This window comes from Paenibacillus sp. cl141a (assembly GCF_900109305.1).
Lineage (GTDB): Bacteria > Bacillota > Bacilli > Paenibacillales > Paenibacillaceae > Paenibacillus_AQ > Paenibacillus_AQ lautus_A.
This window is the reverse complement of sequence record NZ_FNZO01000002.1, coordinates 44,112-61,823: the sequence shown is the minus strand read 5'-3', so window position 1 is coordinate 61,823 and position 17,712 is coordinate 44,112. Positions and strand designations below refer to the sequence as shown.

20 protein-coding genes and 1 riboswitch are annotated in these 17,712 nt (G+C 50.6%); of the genes, 6 read left to right on the top strand and 14 right to left on the bottom strand.

Features of this window, described 5'->3' with window-relative positions; genetic code table 11:
• Positions 1 to 5: 5 nt before the first annotated feature.
• The 3 genes from dnaI to BMX45_RS05345 form a co-directional block, all read right to left on the bottom strand.
• Entirely contained in the window at positions 6 to 959 is a 954-nt protein-coding gene (dnaI, locus tag BMX45_RS05355) for a primosomal protein DnaI (RefSeq protein WP_009592849.1), read from the bottom strand.
• A 34-nt stretch (positions 960 to 993) separates the two neighbouring features.
• Positions 994 to 2,499, bottom strand: a complete 1,506-nt coding sequence (locus BMX45_RS05350) for a replication initiation and membrane attachment family protein (protein ID WP_090908842.1) — start codon at positions 2,497 to 2,499, stop codon at positions 994 to 996.
• Between the two features lie 200 nt (positions 2,500 to 2,699).
• Complete coding sequence (locus BMX45_RS05345) at positions 2,700 to 2,999, bottom strand: YuiB family protein (RefSeq protein ID WP_015737411.1); 300 nt, start codon at positions 2,997 to 2,999, stop codon at positions 2,700 to 2,702.
• A 249-nt stretch (positions 3,000 to 3,248) separates the two neighbouring features.
• Between BMX45_RS05345 and hemQ the strand changes: the two genes are divergently transcribed.
• Positions 3,249 to 3,998: a hydrogen peroxide-dependent heme synthase gene (hemQ, locus tag BMX45_RS05340; protein ID WP_090908841.1), complete on the top strand. Its 750-nt coding sequence runs from the start codon at positions 3,249 to 3,251 to the stop codon at positions 3,996 to 3,998.
• Positions 3,999 to 4,067: 69 nt separating this feature from the next.
• Here the strand turns inward: hemQ and BMX45_RS05335 are convergent, their stop codons facing one another.
• Positions 4,068 to 4,328, bottom strand: coding sequence for a hypothetical protein (locus tag BMX45_RS05335; protein WP_090908840.1), 261 nt, complete (start codon positions 4,326 to 4,328; stop codon positions 4,068 to 4,070).
• 1 nt (position 4,329) lies between these two features.
• Positions 4,330 to 5,523 (bottom strand): NAD(P)/FAD-dependent oxidoreductase, encoded by a 1,194-nt coding sequence (locus BMX45_RS05330; protein WP_009592911.1) that lies wholly within the window; start codon positions 5,521 to 5,523, stop codon positions 4,330 to 4,332.
• A 479-nt stretch (positions 5,524 to 6,002) separates the two neighbouring features.
• On the opposite strand from BMX45_RS05330, the gene BMX45_RS05325 reads away from it, so the two are divergent.
• Complete coding sequence (locus BMX45_RS05325) at positions 6,003 to 7,004, top strand: NAD(P)/FAD-dependent oxidoreductase (RefSeq protein ID WP_090908839.1); 1,002 nt, start codon at positions 6,003 to 6,005, stop codon at positions 7,002 to 7,004.
• Positions 7,005 to 7,195: 191 nt separating this feature from the next.
• Here the strand turns inward: BMX45_RS05325 and BMX45_RS05320 are convergent, their stop codons facing one another.
• Together BMX45_RS05320 and BMX45_RS05315 are read right to left on the bottom strand one after the other, a co-directional pair.
• On the bottom strand, positions 7,196 to 7,339 hold the full coding sequence (locus BMX45_RS05320; protein WP_006212600.1) for a sporulation histidine kinase inhibitor Sda: 144 nt from the start codon (positions 7,337 to 7,339) through the stop codon (positions 7,196 to 7,198).
• Between the two features lie 298 nt (positions 7,340 to 7,637).
• The gene (locus BMX45_RS05315; protein ID WP_090908838.1) at positions 7,638 to 8,300 is read right to left on the bottom strand and encodes a YheC/YheD family protein; all 663 of its coding nucleotides are present in this window, start codon (positions 8,298 to 8,300) and stop codon (positions 7,638 to 7,640) included.
• A gap of 222 nt (positions 8,301 to 8,522) precedes the next feature.
• On the opposite strand from BMX45_RS05315, the gene BMX45_RS05310 reads away from it, so the two are divergent.
• On the top strand, positions 8,523 to 8,732 hold the full coding sequence (locus BMX45_RS05310) for a hypothetical protein (RefSeq protein WP_009592898.1): 210 nt from the start codon (positions 8,523 to 8,525) through the stop codon (positions 8,730 to 8,732).
• A gap of 159 nt (positions 8,733 to 8,891) precedes the next feature.
• Here BMX45_RS05310 and BMX45_RS05305 read toward each other — a convergent pair whose 3' ends face one another.
• Positions 8,892 to 9,251: a HesB/IscA family protein gene (locus BMX45_RS05305; protein WP_090908837.1), complete on the bottom strand. Its 360-nt coding sequence runs from the start codon at positions 9,249 to 9,251 to the stop codon at positions 8,892 to 8,894.
• Between the two features lie 392 nt (positions 9,252 to 9,643).
• On the opposite strand from BMX45_RS05305, the gene mqnE reads away from it, so the two are divergent.
• Complete coding sequence (mqnE, locus tag BMX45_RS05300) at positions 9,644 to 10,750, top strand: aminofutalosine synthase MqnE (protein ID WP_090908836.1); 1,107 nt, start codon at positions 9,644 to 9,646, stop codon at positions 10,748 to 10,750.
• A gap of 155 nt (positions 10,751 to 10,905) precedes the next feature.
• Positions 10,906 to 11,964, top strand: coding sequence for an NAD(P)/FAD-dependent oxidoreductase (locus BMX45_RS05295; protein ID WP_090908835.1), 1,059 nt, complete (start codon positions 10,906 to 10,908; stop codon positions 11,962 to 11,964).
• 62 nt (positions 11,965 to 12,026) lie between these two features.
• On the opposite strand, the gene BMX45_RS05290 is transcribed toward BMX45_RS05295, so the two are convergent.
• Positions 12,027 to 12,275: a YuzB family protein gene (locus BMX45_RS05290; RefSeq protein WP_090908834.1), complete on the bottom strand. Its 249-nt coding sequence runs from the start codon at positions 12,273 to 12,275 to the stop codon at positions 12,027 to 12,029.
• An 82-nt stretch (positions 12,276 to 12,357) separates the two neighbouring features.
• Here BMX45_RS05290 and BMX45_RS05285 point away from each other — a divergent pair, with 82 nt between their 5' ends.
• Positions 12,358 to 12,603, top strand: a complete 246-nt coding sequence (locus BMX45_RS05285) for a NifU family protein (protein WP_006212609.1) — start codon at positions 12,358 to 12,360, stop codon at positions 12,601 to 12,603.
• Positions 12,604 to 12,788: 185 nt separating this feature from the next.
• Here the strand turns inward: BMX45_RS05285 and BMX45_RS05280 are convergent, their stop codons facing one another.
• From BMX45_RS05280 to BMX45_RS05260, 5 genes are all read right to left on the bottom strand, one after another.
• Entirely contained in the window at positions 12,789 to 13,562 is a 774-nt protein-coding gene (locus BMX45_RS05280; RefSeq protein ID WP_090908833.1) for an SDR family oxidoreductase, read from the bottom strand.
• 208 nt (positions 13,563 to 13,770) lie between these two features.
• Entirely contained in the window at positions 13,771 to 14,613 is an 843-nt protein-coding gene (locus BMX45_RS05275) for a MetQ/NlpA family ABC transporter substrate-binding protein (RefSeq protein WP_090908832.1), read from the bottom strand.
• 66 nt (positions 14,614 to 14,679) lie between these two features.
• Complete coding sequence (locus BMX45_RS05270; protein ID WP_009592866.1) at positions 14,680 to 15,348, bottom strand: methionine ABC transporter permease; 669 nt, start codon at positions 15,346 to 15,348, stop codon at positions 14,680 to 14,682.
• Complete coding sequence (locus BMX45_RS05265; RefSeq protein WP_090908831.1) at positions 15,348 to 16,364, bottom strand: methionine ABC transporter ATP-binding protein; 1,017 nt, start codon at positions 16,362 to 16,364, stop codon at positions 15,348 to 15,350. The genes BMX45_RS05270 and BMX45_RS05265 overlap by 1 nt, the downstream gene beginning before the upstream one ends.
• Positions 16,365 to 16,471: 107 nt before the next feature.
• Positions 16,472 to 16,618: riboswitch (SAM riboswitch) on the bottom strand.
• A gap of 121 nt (positions 16,619 to 16,739) precedes the next feature.
• Positions 16,740 to 17,459, bottom strand: coding sequence for a Cthe_2314 family HEPN domain-containing protein (locus tag BMX45_RS05260; protein ID WP_090908830.1), 720 nt, complete (start codon positions 17,457 to 17,459; stop codon positions 16,740 to 16,742).
• Positions 17,460 to 17,712 lie beyond the last annotated feature (253 nt).

Genomic DNA, 17,712 nt, shown 5'->3' with positions numbered 1-17,712 from the left:
AAGGTCTAGAACTTCCCTCTCTGGTTCTCTCCGAACAAATGAACGACATCCACGAAAGGCGCGATCCGGTTCATCAACCGCTGCCCTTTGTGAAGCTCCTCGCCGTCCTTGCTCGTGAAGCTGAGATGCTGCTCCAGCCCGTCGAGCGGATAGTTCGACGTATAGAAGGTCGGCAGCCGGTTCATCCGGAAATTCAGAATGGAACCGAGGACATGATCCCGTACCCACGGATTCAAATTCTCCGCTCCAATGTCGTCAAAGATCAGCAGGTCGCAATGCTTCATCGTCTCGACCATGTCCTTCAGCTTCTGGCCGTCCTGCATCATGGTTTTCAGATCTTCCACGAAATCGGGCATATAGACGATCACGCCGGAGTGGCCCGCTTTCGCAAGCTCATGCATCAGGTAGCCCATCAGGTACGTCTTCCCTGTACCGAACGAACCGGTCAGATACAAGCCGCGCGGGGACAAGCCGTTCTCCTTCGTATCCCGGATATATTTGAAGACCTGGTGCACCGCAGGTGCCCGCAAGCGGTCCTTCGCCATAATCTCCATATTGTCGTAACCTTCGCTCAAGGCATGCTCGTCGACATAAAAGCTGCGAATCCGCTTTTTGATCTGATCCTCATTGGTTTTTGCAATCTGCAGGGAGCACGGCGCCTTCCGTTCATAGATCTCCACCGTGCCGTTCATCCGCTGGATATCCAGCTTGCTGAAATGTCCCTGGAAATCATTCGGACACCGGTCCAGACCCGGACACGCCTGACAGTGGGCCTGATCTCCCGCATATTGATACAGCTTGCTTAAATTCAATCGTATGACCCGGTCATCGATCTCCGGATATTCGCTTCGCAGTGCTTGAATCAGCGGATTCCTGAGCAAATCCTCTGTAATCTGCTCGGTTCTGCGCAGGAGCGCAGTACTTTTCATGCTTTCCAGCAGTTCACCAAGGGACTCCATAACCTGTTCCCTCCTCTCTTAAGCAGGATTTTCCTTATCCGCCCTTCTTGTTGCCAGCCTGCATTTCTGCCGCAAACCGCATCATTTCTTCGAACTCCTCATCCGATACGGCCTCCGCCTGATCAGACTCCAAAGCCACTGGAATTTCCGGCTTCGCCTTTCCGCCTTTAGCGTATGTACGCGTGCGCTGCGAGGCTGACTTCTGCTTGCCTTTCATTTTGGCTTGATCCCGTATATACTGAACGGCTTTCTCATAGCTGTTTACTTGCTTCAGCAGCATGTTGGAAGCGATGGCTTCCACAAAGTTGCGGTTGATCCGCTGCTCGCCGCCTGCGGCAATGAGCGACATCAAATAATGAATGAGCACGTTGATGACTTCGCCTGGCAGCTTGTAGCTCAGGTCGATCTTTTCGAAGATGTCCAGAAACTGCGCGGGAACCGAGCCCGGGAAGAACGTCTGCAGGAGCCGTGTATAAGGCTCGTTGCGAAGCATCATATTATATTGGTGAATATCGCATTTGGATTGGAACTGGGCCGGAACCTCGACATAATATTCCATCTGTACGGCATGCTCCTGGGCAGGCTCGTCCGGATCGGCCGTCATCTCCTGATGCAGGGCAACCACCTTGCCCGCCGTAATCTGCCGCTTCTCCTGCATCTTCATTCCCTGCCTAAAGTGAAGGCTGGCTTTGTGCTGCAAATCGTCCAGGACAACCTCGCCGTGCTCGGTAAAGATGCCGTCCTCGTCAAGCAGGCGGCACAAATCCTGCGTGCTGAGATCGTACTTGCGTACGACGTAATTCACGATGCCCATCTGCTCATGGTCGTAGCGAAGACGCTCAACAAAGACGCGATTGCGGGATTCGCGCGGGAATCGCAGAATAATGTCCGCGTAGTTCAGGCCTTCTCCCTGCGGATTCGGCGGCAGCACCGGCTTCCTTGATACCGCTACCTCTTCCAGCGCCTGCTCCAGTTCATAATCAATGACATGCGTGTTCAACTCGAAAATATCGTAAAAGGGAACCGAAATGTTCTCCTTGTTCAGGGAAATGCCTGACCATTCCAGGGGTTCCTTGCTCCAAAGCTCTTCCCTCAGCGACAGGACGGCGAATTTCCCCACCTTGTCGCGAAGCAGCAGCGTCAGATGCTGGGTATTGAAGAACTCCGCCGGACTAAGCGGCGCCTGCAGCTCATATTCATAAACATGATCGTCCGTTTCCGGGACGAACATCCGGCTGGTCTGCAGCAATCCTACCGCTTCCAGCTTGGAGGTTTGCTCAATGAGATAGCGGCGTCCTTTTTCACTGGGCTCAAGCCCTAATGTCAAGAATAATCTTCGCTGCTGTTCAATGGCCGAATAGCCCACCTTCTCCAGCGGCACATGCGATACGAGAAGACGGTACAGGCTGACCGCAAACGCGCCGACCATCGGTTGATATATCGAACCAAGCATTTTGTCGTCCAGGCCGCTTAAGCAGAAGTCACGGTATACGCAGTAACGGTGATTCTCTGTAAAATGTAAAAAATTAGTCATGCGCATCGTTTATGCTCCCCCTGTCGCCCAAAAATAGACTTCTTCTATTCTATCATAAATCCGATGCTCAGAAGTCGGTTCTTTCGCATCAAAAATTATGGAATTCTCGCGTCTGCCTTTTGGCAGAGCTTCCATAAATATAAATGACGGCCCCCACGTATCGAAGAGCCGCCATTAACATTCCATTCAATTTGCGCCAAGCGCGGTTAAAACATTCTAAACCCTTTAATACGCAATGTCTTAATGGTCCATCCGCTCATGTAAGCCCCGATCAGACCCGCAACTCCCGTTAAGTAATCCACCAACTGGAACGATCCAACGTGAGTCCAGAACGACATTTGGCCCCGATCCCACAAGCTGTATACAACGACCGGTAGAATGACAATCACGAACAGAAAGCACGGAAACCAGGTCGTCTTCATCAACATATTTAGGATAAAACCGATACCGAACATCATGACAAAAAACAAAATCATCAGCACGAGCACAGGAATAAATTGAAGCATGATCGCTGTTTTCACCTCTTCTTTATCACCTACGCATAGCAGCTATCCTACTTTATTGCAGCAAGAAACAGCACACCAAGCTTTAGCTAATAGCTAGTTTACTAAAAATCATGTCACAGATCAACGAACAATCGTGAACACATTGTGTCGGCGTTTGCCCTTCCGACTGCGCTTACAGTACAATATAGGAAGTTAATGCAAGCGGCCATCCGCTTCAATTATAACGACATAATGTTTAGGAGTGATCACATGAACGAAGCTGCAATGACGCTTGAGGGCTGGTATGCGCTGCATGATTTCCGCACCATCAATTGGCCGGCCTGGAAAGCTGCAGACGAAGAAGTACGCGCGTTTGCGCTGGACGAGCTGAATGCGTTCCTTGCGGAATGGGAGGCCGTCGAGACCGCCAAGCAAGGCAGCACCGCCGTATATACCATCGTCGGCCAGAAAGCCGATTTTGTTTTCATGCATTTGCGCGAGACGCTGGAAGAGCTGAACGCGATCGAGAACGCTTTTAACAAAACGACGTTCGCCCAGTTCACCACCAAGGCTTATTCCTATGTCAGCATCGTCGAGCTGAGCAATTACTTGGCCGGCTCCTCCGATGAGGATCCGATGCAGAATCCGCATGTCATCGCCCGCTTGAAGCCGGTCCTGCCAAAATCGAAGCATATCTGCTTCTACCCGATGAACAAAAAGCGGGAGTTGGCGGACAACTGGTACATGCTGAGCATGGATGACCGCAAATCCATGATGAAGAGCCACGGAATGATCGGCCGCGGTTATGCCGGCAAGGTCAAGCAGATCATTACCGGTTCCGTCGGCTTCGACGATTGGGAATGGGGCGTTACCTTGTTCAGCGACGATGCGCTTCAATTCAAAAAGCTCGTGTACGAAATGAGATTTGACGAAGTGAGCGCGCGTTTCGGCGAGTTCGGTCCTTTCTATGTCGGCAACCTGCTCGACCAGGCTTCTTTCACCGACTTGATGAAGGTATAATTCCTTCCGCACATAAATGGCATATCAAAAAAAGGGATGCTCTTCCGAATGAGAGCATCCCTTCTTCTGTTATTCGCCGTCTTCCTCATCTTGCTCTTGCTTGCGCAAGGTTTCAAGATATTCAGCGGTGGCCCGGTCCCGGGCCCGCCCTTTATCCTTAAGGCGCTCAATGGCAGGAAGAATGAGAATGTCGACTTCCTGCTGAACGGTATAAGCCAGATCGTACCGCTCTTGCGACTCCAGGTAGGAGCCGACCTCCATCAGGGCGTTGTAGCGATCCAGTTCATCTTTTGTGAGCAGCCCCCGTACTTGAACACTGCAATGTCTCATTTTATAGGAACCTGCCTTTTTTCAGGACGAGCGGAATGCCTCCGATAATGAAGAGGTAGCGCAGATCAACCAATTTTTTCAGCTGGGCCGCTTTCCATCCCTGATATTTCTTATCCCCGACAACCGCAATGCCTTCGCCCCGGCCGAGGGAAGCGACCGTGCCTTTATTATGGAACTCGAATTTGCGCATGGACTTGTCCCGGATCGCCGCAACGATATTCTGGGCACAGCACACGCCCTGCTGCATCGCCATTTGGGCGGTCGGCGGATAAGGTCTGCCTTCTTCGTTAAAAATGAGGGAGTTATCGCCGATAATATAAATGTTCTCGTATCCCGGAGCGCGTAAATATTCATCAACCTTCACGCGGCCCCTCATCGTTTCGAAGCCGGCCGATTCAACCAGGCGGTTCCCGCGGATGCCGCCGGTCCATACGACCGTTGCCGCCCGGATCTCTTCGCCGTTGTTCAGCACGACCCCGCCCGGCAGGCATTCCTTGATCGCAATGCCCATCTTGAAGGTAACGCCCTTCTTCTCGAGAACGTTCATGGCGTACTCCACCAGCTCGGGTGCAAACCCCGGCAGCGCGGACGGAGCGGCTTCTACGTTATAAATGTTCACCAATGTCGGATCGACGTCATACTCCTTGCACAGTCTCGGAATACGGTCCGCCAGCTCGGCTACAAACTCGATGCCGCTGAACCCGGCTCCGCCAACCACGAAGTTGATGCGCTCTTGCGGTCTGCGTTCATTCTTATATAAAGCAAATTGATATTCAATATGCTCTCGAATCAATCGTACCGAGTTGATGCTTCGGATCGTCATTGCATGCTCTGCGAGTCCCGGGATCCCGAAGGTCTCCGGCTCGCCGCCGAGTCCAATGACAAGATAGTCATAGGATAACGTTCCATCTTCAAGGATAACCTTCTTATCGTGAAGGCGGATTTCCTGAACCGAGGATTTGACCAAATCGATTTTGAACTCGTCTATCAACTTGGATATGGATACCCGGGTATTCTCAATGCTGTCGGTTCCTGCTGCCGGCATATGCAAATGCGTTGTAATATAATGATAATCATGGCGATTCACCAATGTAACATCGGCCTCATTATAATTCAGCTCTTTTTGCAGCCGCTGCGCTGTCAATATGCCCCCGTAACCCGCGCCAAGGATTACGATCTTCGGTATGCTGCTCATTCTACTGCTCCTTCCAGCTTACTCTTTATATATACAGTATGGTACACATGTTAACATTCTGTGAAATTGCATCCAAAAAAAGAGAAGAGCCCTTATCAGAGCCCGTTTCATCATTTGACCTGATGGTTCATTACGGTTCAAAAACAGCAGTAATCCTGCGGTTTCCTTATGATTGCTGCCGTAACCAATCGATATGAGAACCCTGCAATGAACACAAGTTATCACGTTAATCATATGCATAAACCATGCAAATATCAAGATTTTTTTTGCCATGAAATATGCAAATCATTCCGCCATTTCTCCCCTTGCTTGCTAAGTAAGCGCAACCATTCCAATGTTAGGTATTTTAACTCAATTCTCGTCTTTTCATGCCGGTTCGGGACGATTATAATAGGTAAGGAATTCATGAATCAGCTATATCCGGACAAGAACGTCTGTCTGATTCGAATATAAACTCATTTTATGGAGGTGCTTCCCGCATGACAACGATGCCACAAGACAACAATATGACGGATCTTTTGATTATCGGTGGCGGACCTGCAGGCATGTTTGCCGCTTTTTACGGCGGAATGCGCCAAGCCTCGGTTAAACTTATCGAGAGCATGCCTCAGCTCGGAGGCCAATTGGCTGCGCTGTATCCCGAAAAATATATCTATGACGTGGCAGGCTTCCCGAAGGTTACCGCCCAGGAGCTTGTGAACAATCTGTCCGCGCAAATGGAGCTCTTTAAAACGGACATCCGTCTTGAAGAGAAAGTCCAAGCTGTGAAAAAGCTTGAAGAACGTCATTTTGTCGTGAGAACGAATCTGGGCGAACACCATGCCAAAGCCGTCATCATTACGGCCGGCGTTGGGGCGTTCCAACCCCGCCGACTGGAGATTGAAGGTGCCGAGAAGTACGAGAAGGCGAACCTTCATTATTTTGTCAACGATCTCAGCCGCTTTAAAGGTAAGAAAGTGCTCATTAGCGGCGGCGGTGACTCCGCGGTAGACTGGGCCCTCATGATCGAACCGATCGCCGAGCAGGTTACGCTGGTTCACCGCCGCGACAAGTTCCGCGCCCACGAGCATAGCGTGGAGCAGCTGATGGCCTCGAAGGTGAACATCGTGACGCCAACCGAAATTACGGAGCTGCATGGTGAAGATGCCATTACGAAGGTGACGCTGGCGCATATTAAGACCAAAGAGACGCAAGAGATTGAAGTTGACGATGTCATTGTCAATTTCGGTTTCGTTTCCTCCCTCGGTCCGATCTCCGAGTGGGGCATCGCCATCGAAAGCAACTCCATCGTCGTGGACTCCCGCATGGAAACCAGCATCCCGGGTATTTTTGCGGCCGGCGATATCACGACCTATCCTGGCAAGGTCAAGCTCATTGCCGTCGGATTCGGCGAAGCGCCAACCGCCGTCAACAATGCCAAAGTATACTTCGATCCTGAAGCCAGATTGGCTCCGGGCCACAGCAGCAACATGAAATTGTAAAGGTAAGCGGATTTTCCTAACGCTTCGACATACAGAAAAAAAGGTATCTAACGTTCCAGAGGGCGATGCGCGCTCAGAACGTAAGATACCTTTTCTATTCTTCTTCAAACCATATGTAGAACTTGGTTGAAAGCTCCCACATTATATGCGTATCATGTCGTAAGTTATCTATTCTATATACGAAAATCTGATTAATGCAGGATGCTGCCGGAATCGGTGTCCAAGTTCCGTTTATGAATTTCGGCTAGCAGTAGAGTGATGAACTCTCGTTCCAACTTCAATTCAACAGCCATATGATAGGAATCGAGAAGCATCTCATCCGTCAACATAGCCATCCCCTCACACCCCTTCCTCATATTTCCTGAATCTATCATATCAAACATGCGAAAACGGAACAACTGTTCGCTTATCCACAACCTCTTGTGGAAATCCTGTGTATAATTTGTTGGTAAGTGTAAGAAACAAGGTCATATCAAAGTGGATTATGGGGATAAATGTTATACACAGGATATGGGGTAAATCTACCATAAAAAAATTTGATCAATTATTATATCGGTAGATAACGGTTATTTTTTTATTACCCTATTAAAAAATCATATAAACGAATTCTATTGGGAATATTAAACAAAAAATTCAGCTCGGTCTTGTATTTACCTCCAAAATCCATATCTTGCCTTCAACGTCAAGTCCGTAATCGAATCCCAGTTCCCCGATTCCGGGAAAGCGCGATTCCAGGATCGTGATGCACTGTCTGGTTAAGTGGCGCATTTCATTACGCTTCTCCCTGGCATTGATATCGGGCAGCGACAGCCGGAGAGCATGGCGGCAACGAAGCAGCGTTCCTCCTTTGCAAATGTTCGTGACAAACAGCCCCGGGCTTGCGAGCCGTCCTAGCATGGCCCGGAATTCCCATCTTCCTCTTTCCTTGACTACCTTCACGCGGTAATCCAGCGGGCGTCCCTGAATTTTAGCCAGGTGAATCCCCTGTTGTATCATGTAGCGCCGTTTCAGTTTCATTCTGTTCAATACGTGCAACAGGGAATTCAATGTATCTACATGAACAGTACGCCTCTTATGGGTTACCAAGTATCCCGTTCCGTCTTTCTGTATTCGGATGACTCCGTTACCACCGGTGCCTACAATCGGCTTGATCACGACCATTTCGTGTTCATCCAGCATTGAGACCAGGGTATCCCCTCCATACGACTGGGTCGCCGGAATGTAGGGAGCAACCTGCGGATCGGTCAGCAGCGCTTCCGTCTTCAGCCACTTGCTGGCCAATTGTCTTCCCGCCATGCTGCTTTCGCCTCCTTTTATTCATGACATACGTTATCCTATTCTCTTATCCGCACTTTGTCTTGGATGATTGTCCGGGATCGTTATGCCTAATAATTTGACGCATTCATGGCCGCGAAGCGAGCTTCCCTTTGCAAATGATGTGATCTATCGTATAGTAAGAGCAGAGCTTTGTCCGTAATACATCCATCCATGGATAACCCTAAAGGAGGCTTTGTCACCTTGGCAGCATTGTTTGAAGTTTTGTACTGGATTGCCATTGTCGGCATGTCGGTTGCCCTTGCAGCCATCACGGTTCTGATCTTTGTCATGGGCTTCAAGTTCATCAAAGACAAGCGCCGCGGACTCGGGGCCGGCTGCATCGTTTTCTCGCTCGTGGCTGCCGGCATGATCGTGCTGATGCTGAACGATACCTTCTTCTTCCCGGTCTGATCAAATAGGAAGAACAACGAAATGCAGCTGCCCCCGTCTGGGAGCCGCTGCATTTTTTTGTTGCTTATGGGCGGCAGCAAAAAAAAGACCTCCACGACAATAGGGTCGCAGAGGTCCTTTATCTATTGGCTTAGAGCTCACTCCCCGAAAACCCGCTGCTTAGCAAGGCTCTTCGTTCGGTTTGCCCGCATCCGTTGCCGTGCGGAAGGAAGATCCGCAGCCGCAAGTAACGGTCGCGTTCGGGTTGTGAATGGTGAACCCGCCCGTCATGCCGGATTCCTCGAAGTCGATTTCGAGACCGTTCAGGTATTTCAGATCGTCCTTCTCGACAACGACTCTCATATCCTGCAGGTCCATGTATACGTCCGCATCCGTTTCTTGATCGTCGAAGCCCATTGCATATGAAAAACCACTGCATCCGCCGGCAGTGACACCCAGTCGAAGGAACATATTGGGCGTTTCCTGTTCAGCAAGCATTTCTTTCAAACGTTCTGCAGCTGTTTCGCTGATAGATATCATAGGTCACCCTCCTTTTCGTTCATTCTTTAAGTATACTCCTCTTCGCGAATTCGCTCAAGGTTGAGATGCTGGCCATTTTACCATATGGTCAATAACCTATTTCAATTCCTCTATATGTATTGCTACCCCGAGGGGTCAGGTTTATAATAGGGAAGGAACATGGGCGGCAACTGTTGGATAATTGTCACATCCCCCGGCTAAAATGCGGCAAAGGTTATGGCTGGTCCACAGTTGTATATTTTTTCACAAAGTTATTTATTTATTCAGCCCATTTATCGATTTCGTTGTTACACGACTATAAACGGACCGTTCCCCGCGGGGAGTGATCCACTTTATGATCACTTGATCTGCCGAATATTCGGCAAGTCAAAGTGTGAACAGGAGGATTGAACATGTCCACGATTGTGACACCATTTACCGATCAGAGAATGGCCGAGATCGTTGCGAAAGTCCAACGCGGCGAACGCCTGAATCTTGAAGACGGTGTGTATTTGTACCAAACCGATGACCTGCTGACCCTCGGGCAGCTGGCTAATGAAGCCAATTTGCGCAAGAACGGGAAGAAAGTTTACTTCATTGAGAACATGAGTCTCTATTTTACCAATGTATGCGAATCCCGCTGCGCTTTTTGCAATTTCCGGAAAGACCAAGGCGAGGAAGGCTCCTATACCCTCTCCGGCGCGGAAATGATTGAGTATGTGGAACAGCATATTCACCCCGGCATCCGTGAATTTCATATCGTTGGCGGACATAATAATCATGTCCCGTTCCAGTACTATGTAGATTCGCTGAAGGCATTGAAGGAACGTTTTCCTGAAGTTACCCTGAAAGCCTACACCGCGGCGGAGATCGAATTCTTCACCCGCATCAGCGGACTCAGCACGAAGGAAGTGCTGCAGGAGCTGCAGAAGGCAGGTCTGCAAACCTTGACGGGCGGCGGAGCCGAGATCTTGTCTGACCAGTACCGTCAGAAGATGAAGGTGGATAAAGCCAACGTGGATCAATACCTCGACGTTCACCGTACCGCGCATAAGCTCGGCATGAAGACGCACACGACCATGCTGTACGGCTCGATCGAGAGCCATGAGGACCGGATCCGCCATATGCTCCAAATTCGGGATCTTCAAGATGAAACGAACGGATTCATGGTATTCATTCCGCTGTCCATGCAGCCGAAGAATAAGAATGCGGGCATCATGCGCCGCAATTCGGCTTACGAAGATTTGAAAACCATTGCCATCAGCCGATTGATGCTGGATAATATCGACCACATCAAGGCTTACTTCATTAATATCGGGCCCCAATTGACGCAGGTCGCTCTCAGCTTCGGCGCATCGGACGTCCATGGCACGATCCTGAAGGAGCGCATCAGCCATGCCGCAGGAGCCCTGACGCCAGAAGGGCTGACCCGCAAAGAGCTTGTGTGGCTCATCCAAGGCGCCGGCCGCATTCCGGTCGAACGCGATACCTTCTACAACGAGATCAAGGTTTACGAATAAGCCATACCAGCAAAGACGCAAGCAAAGCAGACGTTCCAAAAAACGGAAAACAGGTTAAAGAGATAATATAGCGTGGGTAACCTAAGCCGCTTTCAGCGGCGTTTTTCTTGCGAATCGGCGCTCACCTTCTTATCTCTTGAGAAAGGAAGAAATTTATGAAAAAGCTCGTCATTCTCGGCGGAGGCTATGGTGGTCTTGCCCTAATTCAAGAATTGTTCAGCGGCTATCTTCCTCCGGACGTGGAGGTCGTGCTCATCGACCGCATGCCGTACCAAGGACTCAAAACCGAATATTACGCGCTGGCAGCAGGCACCGTGGCCGATACCGCCGTTCGTGTTAAATTCCCGGTGTATGACCGCCTCCATATTGTATACGGTGAAGTCCTATCCATTGATCTTGAGAAGAAGCTTGTGAACCTGACGAACAACGATCCAGTGGACTACGATCAACTGGCCATTGCCCTTGGATGTACGGACCGTTATCATGGAGTACCGGGCGCTGAAGAATTCACGTTCAGCCTGCAATCCTTTGCGGCATCCCGGGAAACCTATTTGAACCTGAACAACCTCAGACCATATGGTCAAGTTCATATCATTGGCGGAGGCTTAAGCGGCATCGAGCTCGCTGCCGATCTTCGGGAAAGCCGGCCTGACCTGAATATCGCCATTTTGGACCGGGGACAACGGGTACTTTCTTCTTTTCCTAACCGTTTGTCTGCTTATATTCATCGCTGGTTTGAGGAGCACCACGTGGACATCCACAGCGGCGTATCCGTATCCCGAGTGGAGAAGGGCGCCGTGTACAATCTGGATGTGCCGATCGCAACCGATTTGGCGGTATGGACGGCCGGCATTCAGCCCGTAAAGGTCGTACAGGATCTGGATCTGCCAAAAGACCGCAGCGGACGCATTCTGCTGAACGAGTGGTACCAGGTTCCGTCCCATCCCGAGGTATATGTGATCGGCGACTGCGCCAGCCTCCCCTTCGTCCCGAGCGCGCAAGCGGCAGGGGCTCAGGCCGAGCAAGTGGGACATGTCATGAAAGCTTTATGGCGCGACGATACGCCTAAGGTATCTCCGCTGAAGCTGAAAGGAACGCTGGGTTCCCTCGGCAAACATGCGGGCTTTGGACTCATGGGCAGCACGTCGGTCATGGGCCGGGTACCAAGAATATTAAAGAGCGGCGTGCTCTGGAAATCCAAGCGTCATTACTAGTCGGACGGATACGGGCGCTGATGATGCTCCTGTGGCGGGACGCCGCGGAGGTGATCGGAAAGTCAGCTTTCCTCTTCGCCGTCCCGAAAGCTTTCGAGCTTGCGGGTGACAACCTCTAGCAGCTCTTCAGCCGTAGGGGCTTCAACCCAATCGCCATCCACGTAAGCGAAGGGCATCAAATAGCACTGGCCGCAGCTGGTCAGGCAGCCATATTCGATGACTTGGCAATCGTACTTGCCTTCAAGCGTCTGCAGCACTTTATCCGTGCCAAAATAGGAATTGCTTGTGCAAAACTCAATGATAATGGACATTGTTATTAGACCTGCCTTAAGATTGGCATTTTATTTTGCCGGTTTATGTACTATAATATAGGGAGGAAAGGAGTTGAACAAGATGAGTGAAAACACGCAAACCACTGTATATGATGAAGTGGCTGAAGTGCTTGATAAACTTCGTCCGTTCCTGCAGCGCGACGGCGGTGACGTGGAACTGGTTGACGTTGAAGACGGCATCGTTAAGCTGAAATTGATGGGTGCATGCGGTAGCTGCCCAAGCTCCACCATTACTCTGAAAGCAGGGATCGAGCGGGCCCTGGTTGAAGAAGTAGAAGGCATCCAAGAAGTAGTTCAAGTATTCTAAATCTTCTTTAACTATAAAGAGTCTTGGTTTCCCTCGAGGGACCAAGACTCTTTTTTTGAGATGAAAGAAGATATAAGTTTTCTGCGAATCGTTAGCAATTCTTGAGTCGCATTTAATTATTTTGGGATCCCCGCAAAGTAAATGGAATACGCATCGAAGCATAGTCTCCACTTTGTGGGGTTGTTTTATTCCGGCTTGATTAATGGGCGAATCGGGTCCAGCCCGCCGGATACATCCATAATATTGCCGGTAATGAAATCCGATTTATCCAGGCATAAATATTCGATCACCCTGGCGACGTCCTCACCGCTGCCCGATCGTCCGCGAGGAGTCAACCCGTCCTGACTGCCGGATACTTCATCGATGGTTTTCTCTTTGTTGGCACCGCGGATATCCCCCGGACAGATCATATTCACGGTGATTCCATACGGCCCTTCTTCCACGGCCAGCGTCTTCGTAAAGGAGACCAGGCCCACCTTCGCAGCCGCGTAGGCGGAGCGTTGAGGCCATGCGCGGGCTTCACCCGCATGCCCGAAACCAAAGTGGATGATGCGTCCCCATTTTTTCTCCCGCATGGCCGGCAGAACGCGATGGTCCAGCAGCATGACGCCGGTTAAATTGCCATTCACCATATGTACGATTTCGTCGCGGCTGTACTCCGAGAACAGACGGCGTTCCCGAATGAACGGTCCAGCATTGTTAACCAGGATATCGACGCTGCCCAGTTGCTCCTCCGTCTGATCCACCAATGAATACAGTTCAGGCTCGCTGGCGATATCGGCTTTAATCGCGATGGATTTCACGCCAAACCCCTCGATTTCACGGGAAAGCGCCTCCGCTTCATCCTTGCTGTTTACATAATTTATGGCTATATGACATCCCTGCCGTGCTAACGACAGTGCCGTCATTTTCCCCAAACCTGTCGCACTGCCTGTAATCAGCGCCACTTTTCCCTTCAAGGCTTTCCCTCCTCAGATGGATATCCTTCCTTCAGTATAAAAGATTTGATAAGGCCGAACAACTTGCTTCCGACCAGGATTGGCCATTCGACAGAAAAAGAAAGAAAAAGGGCCTATCCGCAAAGACCGATAGGTCTCTTGGATAATGCCCTTTTCTTCACACATACGATGAAAATCATATACAGCATATCGAGCTTTCCTGCCCGAATTAGAATGCCGGGATGACGGCACCTTTGTACTCTTCTTCAATAAAAGTTTTCACGTCTTCGGAAGTCAATGCCTTCGCCAGTTTTTGGATAGCGTCGGAGTCCTTGTTGTCCGGACGGGCTACCAGCAGGTTCGCATAAGGATTGTCCTTGTCTTCGATGAAGAGCGCATCCTTCGTTGGATCCAGTCCTGCTTCCAGCGCGTAGTTCGTGTTGATGACAGCCAGATCCAGCTCATCCAGCATGCGCGGCAGCATGGCGGCTTCAACTTCCTTGAACTCCAGGTTCTTCGGATTTTCTACGATATCCTTGGCGGTTGCTTCCAGCTTGCTTTCGTCGTTCAGCTTAATCACGCCGTTCTTGGACAGCAGCGTCAATGCACGGCCAGCATTAGAAGGATCATTCGGAATGGCTACAACCGATCCATCCTTCAGCTCATCCGCAGATGTAATGGTTTTCGAGTAAGCACCCAGCGGCTCGACGTGCACGGCGATCACGGACTCCAGGTCCAATTTGCGCTCTTTGATTTGATTGTCCAGATATGGCTTATGCTGGAAGAAATTCGCATCGATTTCTTTGGAATCCACTTGCGTATTCGGCAGTACGTAATCCGTGAATTCCACGATTTCCAGGTTCACGCCTTCTTTTTCAAGCGCAGGCTTGATGTGCTCCAGGATTTTGGCGTGCGGTAAAGGCGAAGCGCCTACTTTCAAGGTCACGGTTTCTGGTGCGCCGCCGCCTGTTGTTCCTCCCGGTTCAGTTGCGTTATCCGCAGGCTTGCTGCCGCATGCAGCCAGCACCGTAACCAAGGTCAAACTGATCAATGCCAATGTCCATTTTTTCATTCTAAAAGTCTCCCTCCGAAAAATATATGATTTATATGTTGTCTTTCTTGAAGCCTCATCAATCCGTTATTTTCTTGTAAAATGCCGCACCAGACGATCTCCTGCCATCTGCAGCAGCTGGACCAGGACAATCATCAGCACGACAGCCAGAATCATGATCTCGGTCTCATAACGGTAATAACCATACTTGATGGCCAAATCCCCTAAACCGCCGCCCCCGACTTGACCGGACATCGCGGTATATGATACCAGGGTTACAATCGTGATCGTCATCCCGGCTAATAGGCCCGGACGCGCCTCCGGAAGGAGCACCCTCCATACGATTTGGCTTGTCGAGGAGCCCATGGCATGAGCCGCCTCAATCACGCCTTTATCCACTTCATTCAAAGCCGTTTCCACGAGCCTTGCAAAGAATGGAGCAGCGCCGATCACCAGCGGCGGAATGGTGCCCAGCACGCCGTACGAAACACCTACGATCGACTTCGTAATCGGAATCATCGCCACGATCAAGATAATGAACGGAACCGAGCGCAGGATGTTGACAATGAACGACAGGATCGTGTAACCGAAGCGTACCAACCCGGACGTGGATCTTGCGGCCATGTAGAGCAGCACGCCGACCGGCAGTCCGATGATGAAGCTGAACAAGGCCGAAGCCCCCAGCATCCGCAGGGTATCCAATGTTGCCGTCCATATCTCTTTCCAGTCGATCTGGGTAAAATCTAGTCCGAACATCAATGAATCACCTCCACGTCTAGTCCTTGTTCAAGCAGCTTCCGGATCGTATCTTCAATCGCGCGCTCTTCCCCTTCGAAACGGACGATGAGCTGGCCGTACGGCGTATCTTTGAGCGTTGAGATCGTACCCTGCAGAATCGCAAAATTCACGCCCGTCTCATGAACCGTATGGGACAGGATCGATTCGTACGTTTTCGACCCCAGGAACGTGATTTGAACCGCTCTTGAAGGGCCGTTTACCTGACCCTGCATAGCCAGCCGCAGCGCTTCGCCGCTGTCCATCTCCTGGCGGATGAATTCCTGCGTCACTTCATGCTTCGGCTTCAGGAACACTTCCGTTACCGGTCCTTGCTCTACGATGCCGCCCTGATGAATAACGGCGACCCGGTCGCATATGCTCTGAATGACGTGCATCTCATGGGTAATCAACACGATCGTCAGATGAAACTTTTTGTTAATGTCCAGCAGCAGGCGCAGAATCGAATCCGTCGTTTGCGGGTCAAGGGCCGAAGTGGCCTCGTCGCATAGCAGCATTTCGGGATCGCTCGCGAGCGCCCTGGCGATGCCCACCCGCTGCTTCTGGCCCCCTGACAGCTGGGACGGATATTTGTCGCGATGCGCCTCCAAGCCGACCAAAGCCAGCAGCTCGGATACTTTGCGCTCCAATTCGGCCCTCGGCGTCTTGATCAGACGCAGCGGAAACGCAATGTTATCGTACACCGTCGCGGAAGACAGCAGGTTAAAGTGCTGAAAGATCATCCCGATTTTGCGGCGCTCCGCCTGAAGCTGCTTCTTGCCGAGCGACGTCAAATTTTTGCCGTTCACCCACACCTCGCCGGAGGTGGGACGCTCCAGTAAATTGATGCAGCGGATCAATGTACTTTTCCCTGCACCGGAGTGTCCGATCACTCCGAAAATTTCTCCTTTTTCAATCGACAAATCCAATTCGGACAACGCAGTTGTTAATGACCCGGCTTTTCCGTACTGCTTCGTCAATTGCTTGAGCTCAATCAATCCGATTATCCTCCTTTTTCCTTAGCTTCATATCTATTTACCCAAAAGAAAAGAGCCTCTTTTTGTAGAATCAAAAAGGGCCCTCTTTACGTAAAAGTCAACGCCTTTTCTCATCTGTCAAAGCTGAAGGTATCCCCTAGCTTTGAAGGAATTAGCACCATGTCACTCCAAGCGTCATCGCATTAAGCAATGGTACGCAAGAAGTCGGTTGCCGGGCTTCATCGGGCCTGTCCCTCCGCCTCTCTCGATAAGAAAACATCGATATGAAATTTTTCCGATTAAATTGATCTGATTTGATAACATTTAATGAATGCAATAGTTAGTATAGATTCTTTTCAGGCTTTTGTCAAAAGGAATTTCATGGCGATTTTGTGCCTAAGCCCGCACTCCATTTTCAGCCCACAGCTTGTTCGTATATTTATACGAAGCGGCCAGGGTGCGGCATACCATATCGATGCCCTGTTGGAGATCGTCCAGGTGCTTGTCGATATCCTCCAGCTCGATTTTGTCGGACAGCCCTTGATGGCGCTGCCACAAATCATCCTGCATCTCGGAGTTCATGTAATGAATTTCAGCGTTGCGCCTTTTGCGGAGCGCGTTCAGCGGCGCTTTGTAGCGATCCTTGATCGCTTCCAGCTCTTCGGCCAGCTCACCGTGGGCCTTCAAAAATCTGAACTGCCGCAGAACCGTAAAATAAGAAAAATGCGCCTTTACCTTGGAAGTATGCAGATCAAACAAATCGTTCAGCACCGTGCCCAACTTGTCAAGGATCGAGAATACGCGGATGAAGCCGTTTTTGTAAAAATACACATATCGTTGATATTCCCCTTGCTCCTGAATCGACATATCATCGATGTAACCCGATTGGACCGATTGACTGAAATGCTTGGCCGCATTCCAGCTCTGCTCCAGCTCATCCAGGGAGACGATCAGTCCCCGGGTCCAGATCTCCAGCTTGCGAAAATCATGCGTCGGATCCTGATTTTTATCCATTTCCTCCTGCAGCAGCCGGGTTGTCTTCACCATCGATTCAATGGCTTCCTCAAGCAGGCCGTTGTTCTGCCGGGGCTGTTCCCCAAGTAACATTCGAAGCATGGCGGTACCCCCTCGCGTTATCAGATTAACCTTGGTTCTTGATCTCGATTTTGCCAATGCCAATATAGTCATTCCAGCGCTCAGCGGCCGTCTTCACGGCGATATCCTCGCGCGGGGGCAACTCATCCGGATCGCCATCAGGCCCTTGGGCATCCCATGACTGTCATCATCTGCTGCGCCAATCCGGGCTCGTCCTGTTAGGATGCCCCCGAAACGGGAAGACAACTCCATAGCATGGAGCGACTTGTGATTT